13 protein-coding genes are annotated in these 16,065 nt (G+C 62.4%); 8 read left to right on the top strand and 5 right to left on the bottom strand.

Going from position 1 to position 16,065, the window contains the following annotated elements; translation table 11 throughout:
- Positions 1-13: 13 nt before the first annotated feature.
- The 5 genes from MOD31_RS20610 to ptsP all read right to left on the bottom strand — a co-directional run bounded on the left by MOD31_RS20610 (position 14) and on the right by ptsP (position 3,684).
- Positions 14-817: an alpha/beta fold hydrolase gene (locus MOD31_RS20610; protein ID WP_250821560.1), complete on the bottom strand. Its 804-nt coding sequence runs from the start codon at positions 815-817 to the stop codon at positions 14-16.
- A gap of 2 nt (positions 818-819) precedes the next feature.
- The gene (locus MOD31_RS20615; RefSeq protein WP_250821561.1) at positions 820-1,080 is read right to left on the bottom strand and encodes a hypothetical protein; all 261 of its coding nucleotides are present in this window, start codon (positions 1,078-1,080) and stop codon (positions 820-822) included.
- A gap of 36 nt (positions 1,081-1,116) precedes the next feature.
- On the bottom strand, positions 1,117-1,536 hold the full coding sequence (locus tag MOD31_RS20620) for a helix-turn-helix domain-containing protein (protein ID WP_142937580.1): 420 nt from the start codon (positions 1,534-1,536) through the stop codon (positions 1,117-1,119).
- A 138-nt stretch (positions 1,537-1,674) separates the two neighbouring features.
- Positions 1,675-1,953, bottom strand: a complete 279-nt coding sequence (locus tag MOD31_RS20625; protein WP_089596564.1) for an HPr family phosphocarrier protein — start codon at positions 1,951-1,953, stop codon at positions 1,675-1,677.
- 30 nt (positions 1,954-1,983) lie between these two features.
- Positions 1,984-3,684, bottom strand: a complete 1,701-nt coding sequence (gene ptsP, locus MOD31_RS20630) for a phosphoenolpyruvate--protein phosphotransferase (protein ID WP_250821562.1) — start codon at positions 3,682-3,684, stop codon at positions 1,984-1,986.
- A 129-nt stretch (positions 3,685-3,813) separates the two neighbouring features.
- Between ptsP and MOD31_RS20635 the strand changes: the two genes are divergently transcribed.
- From MOD31_RS20635 to MOD31_RS20670, 8 genes are all read left to right on the top strand, one after another.
- The gene (locus tag MOD31_RS20635) at positions 3,814-4,536 is read left to right on the top strand and encodes a TetR/AcrR family transcriptional regulator (protein ID WP_250821563.1); all 723 of its coding nucleotides are present in this window, start codon (positions 3,814-3,816) and stop codon (positions 4,534-4,536) included.
- Positions 4,537-4,602: 66 nt separating this feature from the next.
- Positions 4,603-6,717, top strand: a complete 2,115-nt coding sequence (locus MOD31_RS20640) for a PTS mannitol transporter subunit IICBA (protein ID WP_250821564.1) — start codon at positions 4,603-4,605, stop codon at positions 6,715-6,717.
- A complete protein-coding gene (locus tag MOD31_RS20645) occupies positions 6,717-7,865 on the top strand; it encodes a mannitol-1-phosphate 5-dehydrogenase (RefSeq protein ID WP_250821565.1) in 1,149 nt (382 codons plus the stop codon). The genes MOD31_RS20640 and MOD31_RS20645 overlap by 1 nt, the downstream gene beginning before the upstream one ends.
- 171 nt (positions 7,866-8,036) lie before the next feature.
- The gene (locus MOD31_RS20650) at positions 8,037-8,987 is read left to right on the top strand and encodes a siderophore ABC transporter substrate-binding protein (protein WP_142937585.1); all 951 of its coding nucleotides are present in this window, start codon (positions 8,037-8,039) and stop codon (positions 8,985-8,987) included.
- A gap of 12 nt (positions 8,988-8,999) precedes the next feature.
- Positions 9,000-10,007 carry an ABC transporter permease gene (locus MOD31_RS20655; RefSeq protein WP_142937586.1) on the top strand — a complete coding sequence of 336 codons (1,008 nt, stop codon included), beginning with the start codon at positions 9,000-9,002 and terminating at the stop codon, positions 10,005-10,007.
- The gene (locus MOD31_RS20660) at positions 10,000-11,064 is read left to right on the top strand and encodes an iron chelate uptake ABC transporter family permease subunit (RefSeq protein ID WP_250821566.1); all 1,065 of its coding nucleotides are present in this window, start codon (positions 10,000-10,002) and stop codon (positions 11,062-11,064) included. The genes MOD31_RS20655 and MOD31_RS20660 overlap by 8 nt, the downstream gene beginning before the upstream one ends.
- Positions 11,065-11,077: 13 nt before the next feature.
- Complete coding sequence (locus MOD31_RS20665; protein ID WP_142937587.1) at positions 11,078-11,836, top strand: ABC transporter ATP-binding protein; 759 nt, start codon at positions 11,078-11,080, stop codon at positions 11,834-11,836.
- 304 nt (positions 11,837-12,140) lie between these two features.
- Positions 12,141-16,001: an LPXTG cell wall anchor domain-containing protein gene (locus MOD31_RS20670; RefSeq protein ID WP_250821569.1), complete on the top strand. Its 3,861-nt coding sequence runs from the start codon at positions 12,141-12,143 to the stop codon at positions 15,999-16,001.
- The last annotated feature ends 64 nt before the right edge of the window (positions 16,002-16,065 follow it).

The raw sequence follows: 16,065 nt of genomic DNA on the forward strand, positions 1-16,065 counted from the left end.
CGTGCGTCAGTGTTTAGCGGTGCGGAGTGGTAGCGGTGACGAAGCTCCGGATGGCATCCGCCACAGCCTTGGGACGCATGTGCTGCGCCACGTGCCCGACGCCCGGAATCTCCACCAAGCGACCCTGTACCACTGTCCTGGACAACCGCAGTGACCAATCCGGGCCCGCCACCTGGTCGCGGCTACCGCGCAGGACCAGCAACGGTACCTGGATGCCGGCCAGCCTTTTCTCCGTGGGGTATTTCATCATCACCGGCAGCTCGGTGAGGTACCAGCGCGGGCCGCAGCGGAAGTAGTCGGACATGACGATCGCGTTGGACGTGGGACTCTCGCGGAGTATTCCGTCGAGGCTCAGGGCCAGCGACTGCCGCCACACATTTTTATGCCGTGAATCCACCACGGGACCCATCAGTACTAACTGCTTGACCTGCTCGGGGGCGCGCAGGGCCGCCTCGATGGCAAATTGCGTACCCATCGAATGCCCCACCAACACGTAGGAGTCGATGCCACACGACGCGAGTGTATCGGCAATGAACGCGCCGTAGTCCTCCACTGAGAGCTGGCGACCGGGCTTGGGCGTCCCGCCAAAACCGGGCAGGTCCAGCGAGTACGTCGGTGCGCTCGCCGCGAGAACAGCATGCAACCGCGCCAGGTATCTATGCGACACCCCGATCCCGTGAATCAAGATGTACGCGGGTTCGCTCCCCGGCTCTGCGCCCGGCTCCGGCGCAGGCGAGCCCTTCGTCCAATGGATCCTGCCGGTCAGGCCTAAGGCCTGGACGTCGGCAGAAAGCAATCCTTTTGTGTCCCCTGGCATCTTCACTCGTTTCCCAACCGTTGCAGGAACACCGGAGCTCCGGGTCCGCTCACTTCATCGCTCCCGATCGGCCGCCCTGACACCGCAAGCAGTAATGCGCTGAGTACGGTGGCCCCGTGCTGGGCGGGGTAGTCGCGGCGGATGCCGGAGCACAGGGACGGCGTCTGCCATTGCGCTGGCTCAAGCGGTTCGAGGTCTTGGATCAGCGCACGACGCTCCTGCTGCACCACGGGCCAAACGGTCGAAGGGGAGCTTTTTGCCATACCGCTATTGAACAGCATGCTGGTGATGTGGGTTGGCTAGCTCTGGGAATCGGTGGAGACGTCATCTTCCGCTGCCGCTTGGGCCTGCTGCTTTTTCTTCTGCGTTGCCAGCCATTCAATGATGGCGGCCTGCCGGATGCGACGATGCGTTCCCCGGTACTCCACCGGGATTTCGCCGCGATCGGTCATGTTGCGCAGATAGGTGTGGGAGATGCCGGCAAGCTCAGCGGCTTGTGAGGTGGTGAGCATTTCCTCCACGCTGCTCACCGTCACCGTTTCGCCACGGCTCAGCCTGGCGAGGAGGTCGACGACGGCGTCCCTCGCCTCGGTGGGCAGGCGGTGGACCGTGCCATCTACGAACACGGTGATGTCATCGCTGTCTTGGAGGGAGCGTGCCAGATTCCGGGCGTCATCGGCGGGCAAGCCAGGAGTGACGCGGGGAGCTATCAATGCCATGGCAGAAGCCTAGCGCGTGGCTCACGTTGAACCGTCGCACACCGCGTCCAGCATCCATTGAGACGGATCGCTGCACCTTAGACGACTCCTATCGTCTAAGGTGCAGCGAATCGTCGTATCGGCCAGCCCGGCGAGCAGCTACTCCGCGTCCAAGTCCGTCTCCAGCAGCTTGACCAGTGCGTCCAGCGCGGCGTCGGCTCCGTCCCCCTCGGCCCGCAGCACCACTACGTCACCCTTGGCAGCGCCGAGCGTCATGAGCGAAAGGATGCTCGCGGCGTCGAGCGCGTCATCGGCGGGTTCGCCTTGCATGGCAATGGTGACCTCCACGGGCTGCTCGCCTGCAGCCTCGGCGAACAAGGCGGCGGGGCGGGCGTGCAGTCCGGAGCGGCTGGCGATGGTGGCTGTGCGTTCGGGCATGGATTTCTCCTAAAAGTCGGAAGCGAAAAGTTAGAGGCCGAGCTCTTCGAGCACGGGGAGTTTGGCGCGGACCCAGTCGCGGGCCTCAAGAGCGCTCGGAGCAGACAAAGCGAGCCGGGCCAGTTCCTGCGCCTGCTCCAGCGTCACCGTTTTCAGCACAGTCCCGACGGCGGCCAGGGAGCGCGCGGTCATGGACAGTGTGGTGACACCCAGCCCGGTCAGTACGACGGCGAGGGCAGGGTCGGCGGCAGCCTCACCGCAGACGCCCACGGGCTTGGGGTCGCCTTCGCGGCCGGAGCTTTCCTGCGCCGCACCTTCAACGGTGAGCTGCACGAGCCGGAGCACGGCAGGCTGCCACGGGGTGTTGAGTTCCGCGAGGGGTCCGAGCTGGCGGTCGGCGGCCATGGCGTACTGGGTGAGGTCGTTGGTGCCGAGGGACGCGAACCCGACTTCGCGCAGCACGGTGGCGGCGGTCAGCGCAGCAGAGGGGACCTCCACCATCACGCCCGGCGTCTTGATTCCGGCAGCAGCGCAGAGGGAGGCGAAGCGGCCGGCTTCCGCGGCGGTGGAGATCATGGGGGCCATGACCCACACGTCGGCGTCGGATTCCGAAGCTGCCCGGGCAATGGCCTCGAGCTGGCGCTCCAGGACGCCTGGTGTGGTGAAGTCGGTGCGGTAGCCGCGAACACCCAGTGCAGGGTTGGGTTCGGTGGCATCCGTGAGGAAGGGGAGTGGCTTGTCGGCGCCGGCGTCGAGCGTGCGAAGGACAACTTTCTTGCCCGGGAACGCGTCAAAAACGGCCTTGTAAGCCGCGGCCTGCTCCTCCACGGAGGGCTCGGTGTCTCGTTCAAGGAAGCAGAATTCGGTGCGGAACAAGCCAACACCCTGGGCGCCCAAAGCGGCAGCTGCCACGGCGTCCTTGGCTCCGCCGACGTTGGCGAGGAGCGGCACTAGGTGGCCGTCCGCCGTCGTGCCGTTTCCGTCGAATTCGGCGAGCGTGGCGGAGGTCTCGGCCCAGGCAGTCGCCGCAGCGCGTTGCTCATCAGAGGGCGAAACGGCCACGAAGCCAGCTGCGCCGTCTACGTAAACCTCGGAACCGTCGGCAATATCGTCAACGCCGTGTGCAGCCACCACGGCGGGCAGGCCGAGTGAGCGCGCAATGATGGCCGTGTGGGACTGCGGGCCGCCGCCCGAGGTCACCAGAGCAAGGACCACGGCGGGATTCAGTGTTGCGGTGTCCGCCGGTGCGAGGTCCTCGGCCACCAGGATGAAGGGCGTGTCCGAGGCGGGAATACCCGGTGCGGGGACGCCGCGGAGTTCGGCAACGATGCGGGCGCGCACGTCCAGGACGTCGGTGGCGCGCTCGGCCATGTAGCCGCCCAAGTTGTGCAGCATTTCGGAGACGGAAGCGCCGGCTTCCCAGATAGCCCTTTCGGCCGAGGAGCCGGCATTGATCAGCTTCGCGGCCGACTTCAGGAGCATGGTGTCCTTGGCCATGAGCGCAGTGGCTTCGAGGACGGCTTTGCCGTCGCCGGAAGCACTGTCCGCGCGTCCCTTGAGTTCGTCATGCACCGCCTGCGCAGCCGCTTTCAAACCCGCGACGGCGTCTTCCGGACCCACGTCCGCTGCCAAACGCTCTCCCGACGGCGGTTCGCTCACCGGCTTGGGCATCTGGCGGACGGAACCAATGATGCGGCCAGGGCTTACCCCTACTCCTTGGAAATTCTGCACTGAATCCTCTGTTCCTGCTTGTTGGTTCAGGCCCGCCGGCGACGGCACCGGGAGCCTCGAAAACTAGCCTACAAAATTCCTTTGTGAGCCACTTCATATAGCAACGCTATAGGTGCTAGGGTAGCGGTTATGAGTTTCGATGACCAGCTTCCGCCCAAAATTCGGTTGCTTCGCGCAGCTGCCGAATTGCTGGCGAATTCGGAGGGGTCAGCGGTCTCAACGCGCCAGATCACCAAGCTTGCCGGGGTCACGGCGCCAACGCTCTACCACCACTTTGGCGACAAGGAAGGCCTGTTCGACGCCGTCGTATCGGCCGGATTTGAAGAGTATGTGGCGGGGGAGCGGGATTTTGCACCGTCCGGGGAGCCCTTGGAAGACGTCCGGCGGATGTGGGACAACCACGTCCAGTTCGGGCTGAGCCAACCCCATCTGTATTTGGTGATGTTCGGCAATATCAGACCGGAAAGCCGGCCGGCAATCGTGGCCGATGCTGAAGCGCTTCTGGAAGAAATGCTGAACAAAGCCGCTATCGCCGGTCAGATCAACGTGCCGCCCCGCGAGGCGGCACGCAGCATTCTGGCCGCCAACGTGGGCGTCACGCTCATGCTGATCGCAGAACCGGTGGAAGAACGGAACCTCGAGCTCTCAACGATGACCCGGGACTCCATGATTTTCGCCGTCTCCACGGACATCGCCCGTGGCGCCGCAGCGGACGACTCCGGTAAGTCGTCCGTGGTTGTTGCGGCAATCGCCCTGAATGCGGCACTGCAGGCCTCACATTCGGACCAACTTTCCAGCTCTGAATTGAAGCTGTTCCTCGAGTGGCTTCACCGCATTTCCAGCAGCTCCTAAGGCTGTTCTCTCTCGATCTATATCGACTGACCCCGCGCCGCAGCGGGACACACGTTAGGAATTCACATGGCAACAGAGACCGTTGCGAAGCCCCGCACCAGCGCCCGCGTTGGTGTCCAAAAGTTCGGAACATTCCTGTCCGGCATGATCATGCCCAACATTGGCGCCTTCATCGCCTGGGGCCTCATCACTGCCCTGTTCATTGAGAAGGGTTGGATTCCCGTAGCCGAGTTGGGCGGCTTCGGAACCAATGCCGAAGGCGAACCCAACGGCGGCATCGTCGGCCCGATGGTCACGTACCTGCTTCCAATCCTGATCGCCTACACCGGCGGCCGGATGGTCTATGACGTCCGAGGCGGCGTGGTGGGCGCCATTGCCACCATGGGCGTGATCGCGGGTACAGACTCTCCCATGTTCATCGGTGCCATGATCATGGGCCCGCTGGGTGCCTGGACCATGAAGCAGATCGACCGGCTCTGGGACGGCAAGATCCGTCCGGGCTTTGAGATGCTGGTCAACAACTTTTCCGCCGGTATTTGGGGCGCAGTGTTGGCGCTGGGCGGTTTCTACGGCCTTTCCTATGTTGTTAAGTGGTTCACGGACCGTGCTGGCGAGGTTGTGGAGTTCCTGGTCAATAACGGTCTTTTGCCGCTAACCAGCATTTTCATCGAGCCCGCCAAGGTCCTGTTCCTCAACAACGCCATCAACCACGGCGTGCTTACTCCGCTGGGTATTCAGCAGTCGCTGGAACAGGGCAAGTCCATCCTGTTCCTGCTCGAAGCCAACCCCGGCCCGGGCCTCGGTATCCTGCTGGCGTACATGTTCTTCGGCCGCGGTGCAGCCAGGGCTTCTGCTCCCGGCGCAGCAATCATTCACTTCCTCGGTGGCATTCACGAGATCTACTTCCCGTACGTGCTCATGAAGCCCGTCCTCATCCTCGCTGCCATCGGTGGCGGCATGACGGGCATTGCCACTATGGCCATCACCAATTCCGGCCTCGTGGCTCCGGCTGCCCCGGGTTCGATCATTGCCGTGTTGGCACAGACATCCCGTGACAGCTATGTGGGCGTCATCCTGGCGGTTGTTTTGGCGACGGCCGTGTCCTTCCTCATCGCTGCGGTTATCCTGCGTACGTCCAAGAACAAGGGCGAGGATGATCTCTCCGCAGCTACCTCGCGCATGGAGGCCATGAAAGGCAAGAAGAGCTCCGTCTCCTCTGCCCTGACCGGTGAGAGCGCTGGCGGCCAAGTACGCGCCGGTGCCCAGGCTGGCACTGTCCTCACCCGCCCGGTCCAGAACATCGTGTTCGCTTGCGACGCCGGCATGGGTTCCAGCGCCATGGGTGCCTCGGTCCTGCGCAACAAGATCAAGGCGGCCGGCTTCCCGGACGTCAAGGTCACCAACTCGGCCATCGCCAACCTCAACGACAACTACGACGTTGTGGTCACGCACCAGGACCTCACCGAACGTGCCCAGCCGAGGACGGCCAGCGCCGTTCACTACTCGGTGGACAACTTCATGAACAGCCCCAAGTACGACGAAATCGTGGACCTGGTCCGGAGCAGCAACAGCGAAGGTGCGGCATCTGAAACAGGCGTAACGCCCGACTCAGGCACGACGACGGAGCCCACCGCCGGCGTGCAGCCCGCCGCAGCTGCCACAACAGCAGCCCCCGCCCATGGTGCGCATGCCGCTGAGCCGGCCCCCGCCGCAGGCGGTAAAGCAACAGACGGTCAACCCGTTGAAGGTAAAGGTGTCCTGCTCCGCGAAAGCGTGGTCCTGAACGGAACTGCGACTGACCGGGACGCCGCGATCGATGAAGCCGGAAAGCTCCTGCTGGATCGCGGTGCCGTGGATGTAAGCTACGTCCACGCCATGCACGAGCGCGAGGAATCCGTGTCCACGTACATGGGCAGCTTCCTGGCGATCCCGCACGGCACCAACGATGCCAAGGAACACATCAACCACTCGGCAGTGTCCATCATCCGCTACCCGGAGGGCATCGACTGGGGCGGCAAGCAAGTGAAGTTTGTGGTGGGCGTGGCCGGTATCAATAACGAGCACCTCCACATCCTGTCCTCGATCGCCAAGATCTTCACCAACAAGGCGCAGGTTGCCCAGTTGGAGGAAGCCACCACGGTTGATGAAGTGTTGGAGCTGTTCGGAAAGGTCAACGCATAGTGAAGGCAGTTCATTTTGGGGCAGGCAACATCGGGCGTGGTTTCGTGGGGCTGCTGCTCCACGAGGCCGGCTATGAGGTGGTGTTCGCGGACGTAGCGGACGCCCTGATCAGCCAGCTCGCCTCGGCAAGCAGCTACGACGTTCACGAGGTAGGCGAGAACCCGGCGGTCAAGACCGTGACCGGTTTCCGCGCCCTCAACTCCGCCTCGCAGGAAGCCGCTGTTGTTGAGGAAATTTCGACGGCGGATGTGGTCACCACTGCGGTGGGGCCACACATCCTGAAGTTCGTGGCACCAGTAATCGCCCGAGGGCTGGCGGCCCGTCCCGCGGACTTGCCGGCCCTCCAAGTGATGGCTTGCGAGAATGCCATCAACGCCACGGGCCTCCTGCACACGGAGATCCAGGCTGCCTGGGACGAATCCGCGGGTGACTTGGGGGCAGTCGCGGTCTTTGCCAACACGGCCGTGGACCGCATCGTCCCCAATCAGGCGGCGGGACAAGGCCTGGACGTCACGGTGGAGACCTTCTACGAGTGGGTCATTGACCGTACGCCGTTTGGAGACAACGCCCCGAAGATTCCCGGAGCTACCTTCGTGGACGAGCTGGGGCCGTACATCGAACGCAAGCTGTTCACGGTGAACACCGGCCACGCTTCTGCTGCGTACTTCGGCTACGCAGCAGGGCTTGAGAAGATCTCCGATGCCATGGCGGATCCGGCTGTGGCAGCGAAGGTCCGGGCGGTGCTGGAGGAAACCAAGGAACTGCTGGTGGCCAAGCATGGGTTTGTGGAGGCTGAGCAGGAAGCCTATGTGCAGAAGATCCTGTCCCGCTTCACCAACCCACACCTGCCGGATACCGTGAACCGCGTGGGCCGGGCGCCTCTGCGGAAGCTCAGCCGCCACGAGCGATTCGTTGGCCCGGCGGCGGAGTTGGCCGAACGCGGTGTCACACCGGTGGCATTGCTTGAGGCGATGTCCGCAGCCCTCCGTTTCGACGACGGCAACGACGACGAAGCGGTGGAACTGGCAAAGCTTCTGTCCGAGCTGGACGCAGCGGCCGCCGTCGAGCGCATCACGGAACTGACGCCGCCGCACCCGCTCTTCTCCGCCGTCCAGAAGCTTGTGGAGGACAGGCAGGCCGAAGCGTAAGTTTCACCACCGATCGTCATAAAGGCTCTCCAGCGGGAGAAAAACCAGTGAGATAGCTCACTTTTACCCGCTGGAGGGCCTTTCGGTTTTGAAGTTAGCCTCACCTAACTAATAGAGTCAAAGCGCAATTAGGCAACACATCTATGACTTATTAGTGAGTGGAGTACTGGCGTGAAGAAGAGGCTGTCGAGCTACATTGGGGCACTGGCTGCAGGGGCTGCCTTGCTGACTGTTACGGCTTGTGGGGGCGGGGCAACGGCGTCTTCGCAACCCGAGGAAGCCAGCACCATCACCATCGAGCACGCCCAGGGCTCCACGTCCAACGTTCCCGTGAACCCGGAGAAGGTGGTCACGTTCGATCTGGGCGTTCTGGACACCATGAACGCGCTCGGCGTCGAGCCCACCGGTGTTCCCGAGGCCAGCTACCCGGAAGCGTTGAAGAAGTTCTCCGACGCCAAGTACGCCAAGGTCGGCTCCCTCAAGGAACCCGATTTCGAAGCCGTCAGCTCCGCAGCTCCGGACCTCATCATCGTCTCCGGCCGCACCGCCGGCGCTTACGAAGAACTGAGCAAGATCGCCCCCACCATTGATCTCTCCGTGGACGCCGCAAAGCCCATGGAAAGCTTCAAGGCCCAGACAGAGAAGCTCGGCAAGATCTTCAAGAAGGAAGACGAAGTTGCTTCCAAGCTCGCTGAGGTAGACAAGGTTGTCGCGGACACCAAGACCAAGGCAGCTACCGCCGGCAAGGGCCTGATCGTCCTGACCTCCGGCGGCGAAGTCACAGCGTACGGCGCGGGCTCTCGCTTTGGCATCATCCACGACGTCCTGGGCGTTCCGACGGCCGCTGAGGTCAAGGCTGAAGGCTCCCACGGCGAGGCCGTTTCCTTTGAGTACATCAAGGAAACCAACCCGGACATCCTCTACGTCATCAACCGCGACACCGCCATCGGCACCGCCGGTTCCACGGCAAACCCGATCCTGGACAACGAGCTCGTCAAGTCCACCAACGCCGCCAAGAACAACAAGATCGTCAACCTCGATCCTGCCGGCTGGTACATCGTGGGCTATGGACTGAACAACGTCCAAGCCATGGTCACAGCAGTGGCCGACTCCGTCGCCTAGCCCTTAACTGAAGTGACAATCACAGCCGTGCGCCCCACGGCACCAGCAAGCCGCAACCGGGCTGGCGAGACCGCCCGCCTGGTTGCGGCTGCTGCCGTGGTGCTGGTGATCGCTGTTGGCAGCATCTTCGTAGGGGTCAGTGACGTCTCACTGCCCGCGTTGCTGGCGAACGACGCCGGCGCTTGGGAAATCTTTTGGGTTTCGCGGGTGCCGCGCACCGTGGCTGTGGTCCTGGCCGGGATGGCTGTTGCCGTTGCCGGGTTGATCATGCAGCTCATGGCCCGGAACCGCTTTGTGGAGCCCTCCACCGTGGGAACGGTTGAATCCGCAACGCTCGGAATCCTGGTAGTCACCGTGCTGGCTCCGGACTCTCCAATTCTCACCAAGATGGTGGTGGCTTCTGTGTTCGCGATCCTCGGCACAGCATTGTTCCTGGCCATCCTGAGGCGGCTCCCGGCCCGCAACACCCTCCTCATTCCCTTGGTGGGCATCATGTTGGGCGGCATTATTGCGGCAGTTACCACGTTCTTTGCCTACCGCTTTGATCTCCTGCAGACACTCAGCAATTGGATGATCGGCGATTTCTCCGGTGTTCTCCGTGGCCGGTACGAGCTGCTGTGGATTGTTGCTGTTCTTGTCCTGGTGGGCCTCTTCGCCGCCGATCGCTTCACGGTGGCAGGCATGGGCCAGGACTTCACCACCAACCTTGGCCTGAACTACGCCCGCACCATGCGGCTTGGCCTGATGATCGTCTCCCTGATCTCCGCCGTGGTGGTCACCACGGTTGGAGCTGTGCCCTTCCTGGGACTCGTGGTCCCCAACATCGTGTCCCTGCTGTTCGGGGACAACCTCCGCCGGGCCGTTCCGTGGACCGCGTTGTTCGGTGCTGCCTTCGTGCTGGTTTGCGACATCATCGGCCGGACCATCAGGTTCCCCTACGAGGTGCCGGTTGGCATGGTCATGTCCGTGCTCGGCGCCATTCTGTTCCTCTTCCTGCTCCTGAGGAAACGCAATGCCTGAAACTCCTGTGACCCCGGCGACGGCCTCCCATATCCGTCCAATGCCCGACGGCGGCAGGCCGGGTCCGCGGCCATGGTCGCCGTCGCGCTGGCGTGATGCCGTCCGAAGCACCCCGCCGGGACTGGTGATCGCCGTAGTGGCGATTGCCGCCGTCGTGCTGGTTGCTGTTTTCCTGACAATCGACCTCAAAGGGAACATCGCGTACGTCCTGCCGCGTCGGGTCATCAAGGTCTCCGCGATGCTGCTGGTGGCCGTCGCGGTGGGCGTGTCCACGCTGCTGTTCCAGACAGTGACGGCGAACCGGATCCTGACGCCGTCCATTATGGGCTTCGATTCGCTGTACATTCTGGTGCAGACCGGCTTGGCTTTCGTGGCCGGAGCTGCAACGCTGGCCACGGCGCCGTCCACGCTCAAGTTCGGGGTGGAGATCCTGCTGATGATGGGGTTCAGCGCCATCCTGTACCGGTGGATGTTCACAGGTGCCACGCGATCGCTGCACCTGCTGTTGCTGGTGGGGATTGTGCTGGGGACCTTGTTCCGGGGGTTCTCCTCGCTGCTTCAGCGGCTCATGGAACCCAGCGAATTCATCATCCTGCAGGACTTGTTCTTCGCCAGCTTCAACAACGTTGACCCGGGTTTGCTGGGTGTTTCTGCTGTACTGGTCGCTCTGGTCTGCGTTGGCGTCTGGCGCATGCGGCACACACTGGACGTCCTGGCGCTGGGCCGCGAAGTAGCCATCAACGTGGGCGTCGACCACAAGCCAGTGGTGATGCGCGTGCTGCTGGCATGCTCCCTGCTGGTGGCTATTTCCACGGCGTTGGTGGGTCCGGTGACATTCTTCGGGCTCCTGGTGGTCAGCCTGGGCTACCAACTATGCCGCGGTTTCCGGCACGCTTGGCTTCTCCCGATCGTGGTCCTCCTCGGTGCCATTGCCCTGGTGGGTGGCCAGTTGCTGCTGGAACGCGTGTTCGGGTTCGCCACTGCCCTCAGCGTGATTATCGAATTCACCGGAGGCATTCTTTTCCTCTATTTGTTGCTGAAAGGCTCACTGAAATGATCGGTATCCGTCCATGATTACCGTCCGCAATGTGACCAAGCGCTACGGCGGCACCACTGTGCTGGACGATGTCAGCTGCCAAATCCCCCGCGGCGGCATCACGTCCATCATCGGCCCCAACGGCGCCGGCAAGTCCACGCTGCTCTCTTTGATCAGCCGCCTGCAGCCCATGGACGCAGGGGGAGTATCCGTTGCCGGGCTGGATGTGACGGCCACTCCCAGCAAGGAACTGGCCAAGACCATGGCCATCCTCCGGCAGGAAAACCACCTGACCATGCGATTGACCGTGCGTGATCTGGTGGCGTTCGGGCGCTTTCCGCACAGTGGTGGGCGGCCAACAGTTGAGGACCTTGAGCACGTTGAAGAGGCCATCCGGCAGCTGGACCTGGCCTCCATGGCGGACAAGTTCGTTGATGAGCTCTCCGGTGGTCAGCGCCAGCGCGCCTACATTGCCATGGTCCTGGCGCAGGACACGGAATACCTGTTGCTCGACGAGCCGCTCAACAACCTGGACATGAAGCACTCGGTGGAAATGATGCGGCTTTTGCGTCGTTTGGCTGACGAGCTCGGAAAGACCATCGTGCTGGTGGTCCACGACATCAACTTCGCATCCTGCTATTCGGACACCATCCTGGCCATGAAGAACGGACGCCTGATCCATCAGGGCACGCCTGCAGACATCATGCGCGCCGGAATGCTGTACGACGTCTACGACATCGATATCCGCATAGAGGAAATCGACGGCAACCGAATCGGCGTGTACTTCGCCTGACACTCCCTTTCCCATGCCGGAGTTATCAACATATGTCCCCGGTCAGCAATCTCTTCGTCACGTTTGCGATACCTCCCCCACTAGATAGGAGAAGAGAGCGAACGCTCACTTTCCAAACCCCGAGCTTCCTTGCCCTGCGCACCGCTGTGTGTGCACCAGGGTTGGGAGGCCGGGACTAGCAAGGGAGCTATAGATGTCCGCAGTACAGTCACGGGGTCGTTTCGGCCGGCGGCAAAAATCGCCGGGTTCGAGGGAGGACTCCACAGTCAAGCCTCGGATACCCCCGTCTCGGAGACGCTCTGTGATGCGGATTCCGGCGGCAGCACTGGCCGCAGTGGTCAGTGCGGGTTCGCTGATGCTGGGCGTTTCCCCGGCCATGGCAGCGGCAGGGGATTTCACCATCTCACTGACCGCCCCGGAAACGGTCCCGCTGAGCCAGAATTACAACTACACTGCAACCGTTGATTTCGAGGGCGTCGACGCCTCCCATCCGGCAACCGGTGTAACCATGACCACAATACTCCCGGAGGGCACTACCTTCGCGGGGCTCCCTACCGGTAGCTCTTCACCAGTTTTGAGCCACAGCTACGATCCCGCTACCCGAGTACTGAGCATGATCCTCGACGAAACCACTGAGGATCTTGTCAGCATTGTGTACACGGTGTCTCAGGTGGACAACGGGCGCAAGTACGAGGGCTTTCCGCTGAGCACGGAAATGACCGGTACCGGAGGACCAGGCGGGGAAGTATCATCCGGTCCGGTGACGTCACTGGTCACTGGTCCCCATGATTACCGTGCGCAGAAGACGGCCACCACCATCACCGGCTCCACCCATCGCGAGGTGACCTACCGGTTTAATGTGTGCTCGGAGGAAAGCTACTTGAGTTTCTCCGCCTACGCGCAGAAACTCACTGACGTCTTGCCTGCCGGTGCCGTGTTCGCCTCGGCCTCTACCGGCCTGGGCACATGGGACACGAGTGCATGGCCCACAGCTACGTGGACCAGCACCGAACAATACGACCACACCGGATACTGCCTGGACCGAAGCAACACGGGCATTTGGCTGACCGTCCGGTACCCGGAGGATGTAGCTGGTTGGGAAGACGGCCAGCGGCCTCCGGTCAACACCGCCACGTTGGAGACAACAGACGCCAACGGTGTGGTCAGGGCAGGCGTACCCGCAACTGCACAGGGCCCTGCATTCAGTCCGGCAGGTGGCGTGACAACGGCCATCGAGAAATCTTCAGGAGGCCAGACCTCCGCCGGCATGATCGCCAGAAGCACCTACGTTAATGCCTCCTACCTCGGGCCCCGGGACAGCCCCAAGGCCGAGGACCTCGTAGTCACCGATAGCGGTACCGCCGGCAGCCCGTCGGAGGAGTGGTTTCACCACAACGATGTCACCGCTATCAACGTGGCCTTCAGCCCCGTCTTGGCTACCGATGATCTCCCTTACCGCGTTGAGTACCAGACTGATTATTCTGACACTTGGCAGACCTTTACACCTGCCCAGCCTTCCACCAGTACCAATCTGGCGCTGACCGTGCAGAACACTGGTTCCAGCAGCTGGGAGACGTTCAATGGGAACAATACGCTCGACCTGCCGCCGGGCTCCGTCCTGACAGGGTGGCGCATCTCCGTTGCACCTGGCGCCGAGACGGTGTCCGTTGGCTCGGAAATGCGAATCACAGTTGCAAGCGTGCCAATCTTCCGGGACATCACCGATGGCGTGGTCGCCGTGAACAGTCCTGCCGGCATTCCGCCAGGACCCGTGAACAACACGGCCACCCTCAAGGCCGGGGACCTGACGGGCGAGGCTTCTGACGTCTTTACTCCGGTGGATTCTGTCTACCTGACCACCAACGTCTCAGCTCCCTCGGTCCTGAGCGTGGGCGACACCGGCACTATCAGGGCCGGTATCGTCAACCAAAACCCGTCGGAAACCTACAAGGACGCCTCGATGTCCGTGGTGCTTCCCTGCGGCGTCCAGTACGATCCCACCAAGGCCATCACACCCATCACCGACCTCTCGGTGGGAGTGGAGCCCATCCCTGCTATCGGCAACGGTGTGAAGGTGGATTCCACCTCGCGGGTGGTTGATGCAGAAGGATGCGAACTGCAGGTCATTACCTTCGCCTTCGATCACATCACTCCCATGCGGGATCCGAAGGAAGCTTCTGACCGCAAGGTTGAGAACACGGGGTGGCAGTACGACATTCCCGTCACGGTCCTCGCCAAGGCCTACCAGCCCACCACCTCCTCGGTTCAGGTCGAATCGTATGCCTCCACAGCAGACCCACGGTTCATCGGAGTTGCTGACGGCGGCACAGCCGTACAGACGGTACCGATGATTGGCTACGCCCCCTTCTTCAGCGAAGACATCTACAATTTCGATGCCGCACGGGCAAGTGTCGCCAAAGATATTGGCCGTGTATCGATCAATATTGCCGGTGGTTTGCTGCTGGATAAGTTGTCCGGAACCTCGGCGACGGGTCCGTGGTCCTTGGCCACCACCATAGGCGAGGACGCGTTCTGGCAGGTCTACGTCAGCAACGTCCTGCCAAACCCGGTGACTGGCGCCACCTTCTTCGACCGTTTGCCGGCGGTGGCAACGGGCGACGATTTCGATGTGGTCCTTTCGGGCGCCGTAACGGGCGCACCGGCGGGGGCAAGGATCGAATATTCCACAGATGCAACGGATGCCACCTCGGGCAACTGGTCCACTGATCCCCTCAACGCCACTGCCTTCCGGATGTTCGTTGACGTCCTGGCATCCGGGGATGACTTCACCTTGGTGGTTCCCACCAAGGTGGCAGGAGATCCCGGCTTCGGGGCGAAAGCAAGCAACGTACTCCTCGCAACAGGAACGTATAACGGGGAAGCGGTCCAGTTCGCTACTAACGAGGCAGCTGTGAATGTGGCCGGAACTCCTGGGCTCGGAATCGTGAAGAAAACCAACGGGACCGTCTACTCTTCAGCTCCCGGTGCAATAGTGGCTAACGGTTCAGATGTGACATGGACCTACGAGGTCACCAACACGGGCAATACGCCGCTTTCAAACGTAGCCGTCTCGGATGCCTTCTCCGCAGGGGATGGCAGCACGGGTACGTTGATACCCACCTCGAGCGATACAGGCGCACTGGCCCCCGGAGACACCCGTGTCTTCACCGCTCAGGATGCCGCCGTGGCAGGTCAGTACCACAACACAGCCACTGCCACTGCCACGGCAACGGACGCAGCAGGGACCCCTTTGGCGCAGCAGCCCGCTCCAGTCACCGCTGAATCCTGGTACCTCAGCGGCAACACCGGTTTGTCTGTTGTGAAGACCACCAATGGCGAGGATGTTAAAGCTGCTCCGGGGCCGCAGGTTGTTCCCGGCAGCGAGGTGAAGTGGACGTACACCGTGAAGAACACCGGCGACTTTGTCCTGAAGGATGTCCTGGTTGTTGATAAGGACAGCGCTGGCAGGGAGGTGTTCTCCGGGACAGTTCCCCTGTTGGCGCCGGGTGCTTCTGTGGTGTTGTCGGCTCAGGGCGAGGCTATTGAGGGCCAGTACAAGAACACTGTGACGGCATCGGCGGAGAACCCCCTTGGCGGTTCTGACCTGAGTGCTGCTGATGACTCGTACTACTTCGGTGCTCTCCCCGGCTTGACGGTGGGCAAGCTCGTCTCAACTACCCAAGAAGGGCCTTGGAGCGAGGCTGTCACCATCAACCCGGCTGAGACGGTCTTCTGGCAACTCAGCGTGACCAACACCGGCAACACGGTACTCACGGATGTCCGATTCGACGACCCCGCGCTCGGGGCCATCGAGCCAGTTGCCACTCTCGCACCCGGGCAAACGGTCAGCCGGGTCATTGCCCAGAGCAATGTCACAGAGTCCTACGTCAACGTCGTGGTTGCTTCTGCAACGGTGCCCGGCGGAGGAGAGGCCACGGGGAGTGACTCAAGCGAGGTCATAGTGAAGCCGGTGGTGGATGTTCCTCCCGCCGCGTCAGCCACTGTTCCTCCCGCCGCAGCGTCCACCCCGCCGCCCGTTGCGACGACGGGCGACCTTCCTGACACCGGCGCAACCGGTGTCATGATCGGACTCTGGGCCGCTGCAGGGCTTCTGGTTGCTGGAGGCCTGGCACTGGTTGCCAGCCGCCGGCGAAGGAGCGCCTAACGCAGGGCATAAGGTGAAATAAAACAGCGACGTCGGCACTCAAGTCAGGGTGCCGACGTCGCTG

Source organism: Paenarthrobacter sp. TYUT067 (assembly GCF_023656375.1).
Classification (GTDB): domain Bacteria; phylum Actinomycetota; class Actinomycetes; order Actinomycetales; family Micrococcaceae; genus Arthrobacter.

What these genes read in the sequence shown, in the direction of transcription:
- MOD31_RS20640 (WP_250821564.1), top strand. Translation starts at nt 4,603, where the DNA reads ATGGCAACAGAGACCGTTGCGAAGCCCCGCACCAGCGCCCGCGTTGGT.
- MOD31_RS20670 (WP_250821569.1), top strand. Translation starts at nt 12,141, where the DNA reads ATGCGGATTCCGGCGGCAGCACTGGCCGCAGTGGTCAGTGCGGGTTCG.
- MOD31_RS20610 (WP_250821560.1), bottom strand. Translation starts at nt 817, where the DNA reads ATGCCAGGGGACACAAAAGGATTGCTTTCTGCCGACGTCCAGGCCTTA.
- MOD31_RS20625 (WP_089596564.1), bottom strand. Translation starts at nt 1,953, where the DNA reads ATGCCCGAACGCACAGCCACCATCGCCAGCCGCTCCGGACTGCACGCC.
- MOD31_RS20665 (WP_142937587.1), top strand. Translation starts at nt 11,078, where the DNA reads ATGATTACCGTCCGCAATGTGACCAAGCGCTACGGCGGCACCACTGTG.
- MOD31_RS20615 (WP_250821561.1), bottom strand. Translation starts at nt 1,080, where the DNA reads ATGGCAAAAAGCTCCCCTTCGACCGTTTGGCCCGTGGTGCAGCAGGAG.
- MOD31_RS20660 (WP_250821566.1), top strand. Translation starts at nt 10,000, where the DNA reads ATGCCTGAAACTCCTGTGACCCCGGCGACGGCCTCCCATATCCGTCCA.
- MOD31_RS20635 (WP_250821563.1), top strand. Translation starts at nt 3,814, where the DNA reads ATGAGTTTCGATGACCAGCTTCCGCCCAAAATTCGGTTGCTTCGCGCA.
- MOD31_RS20620 (WP_142937580.1), bottom strand. Translation starts at nt 1,536, where the DNA reads ATGGCATTGATAGCTCCCCGCGTCACTCCTGGCTTGCCCGCCGATGAC.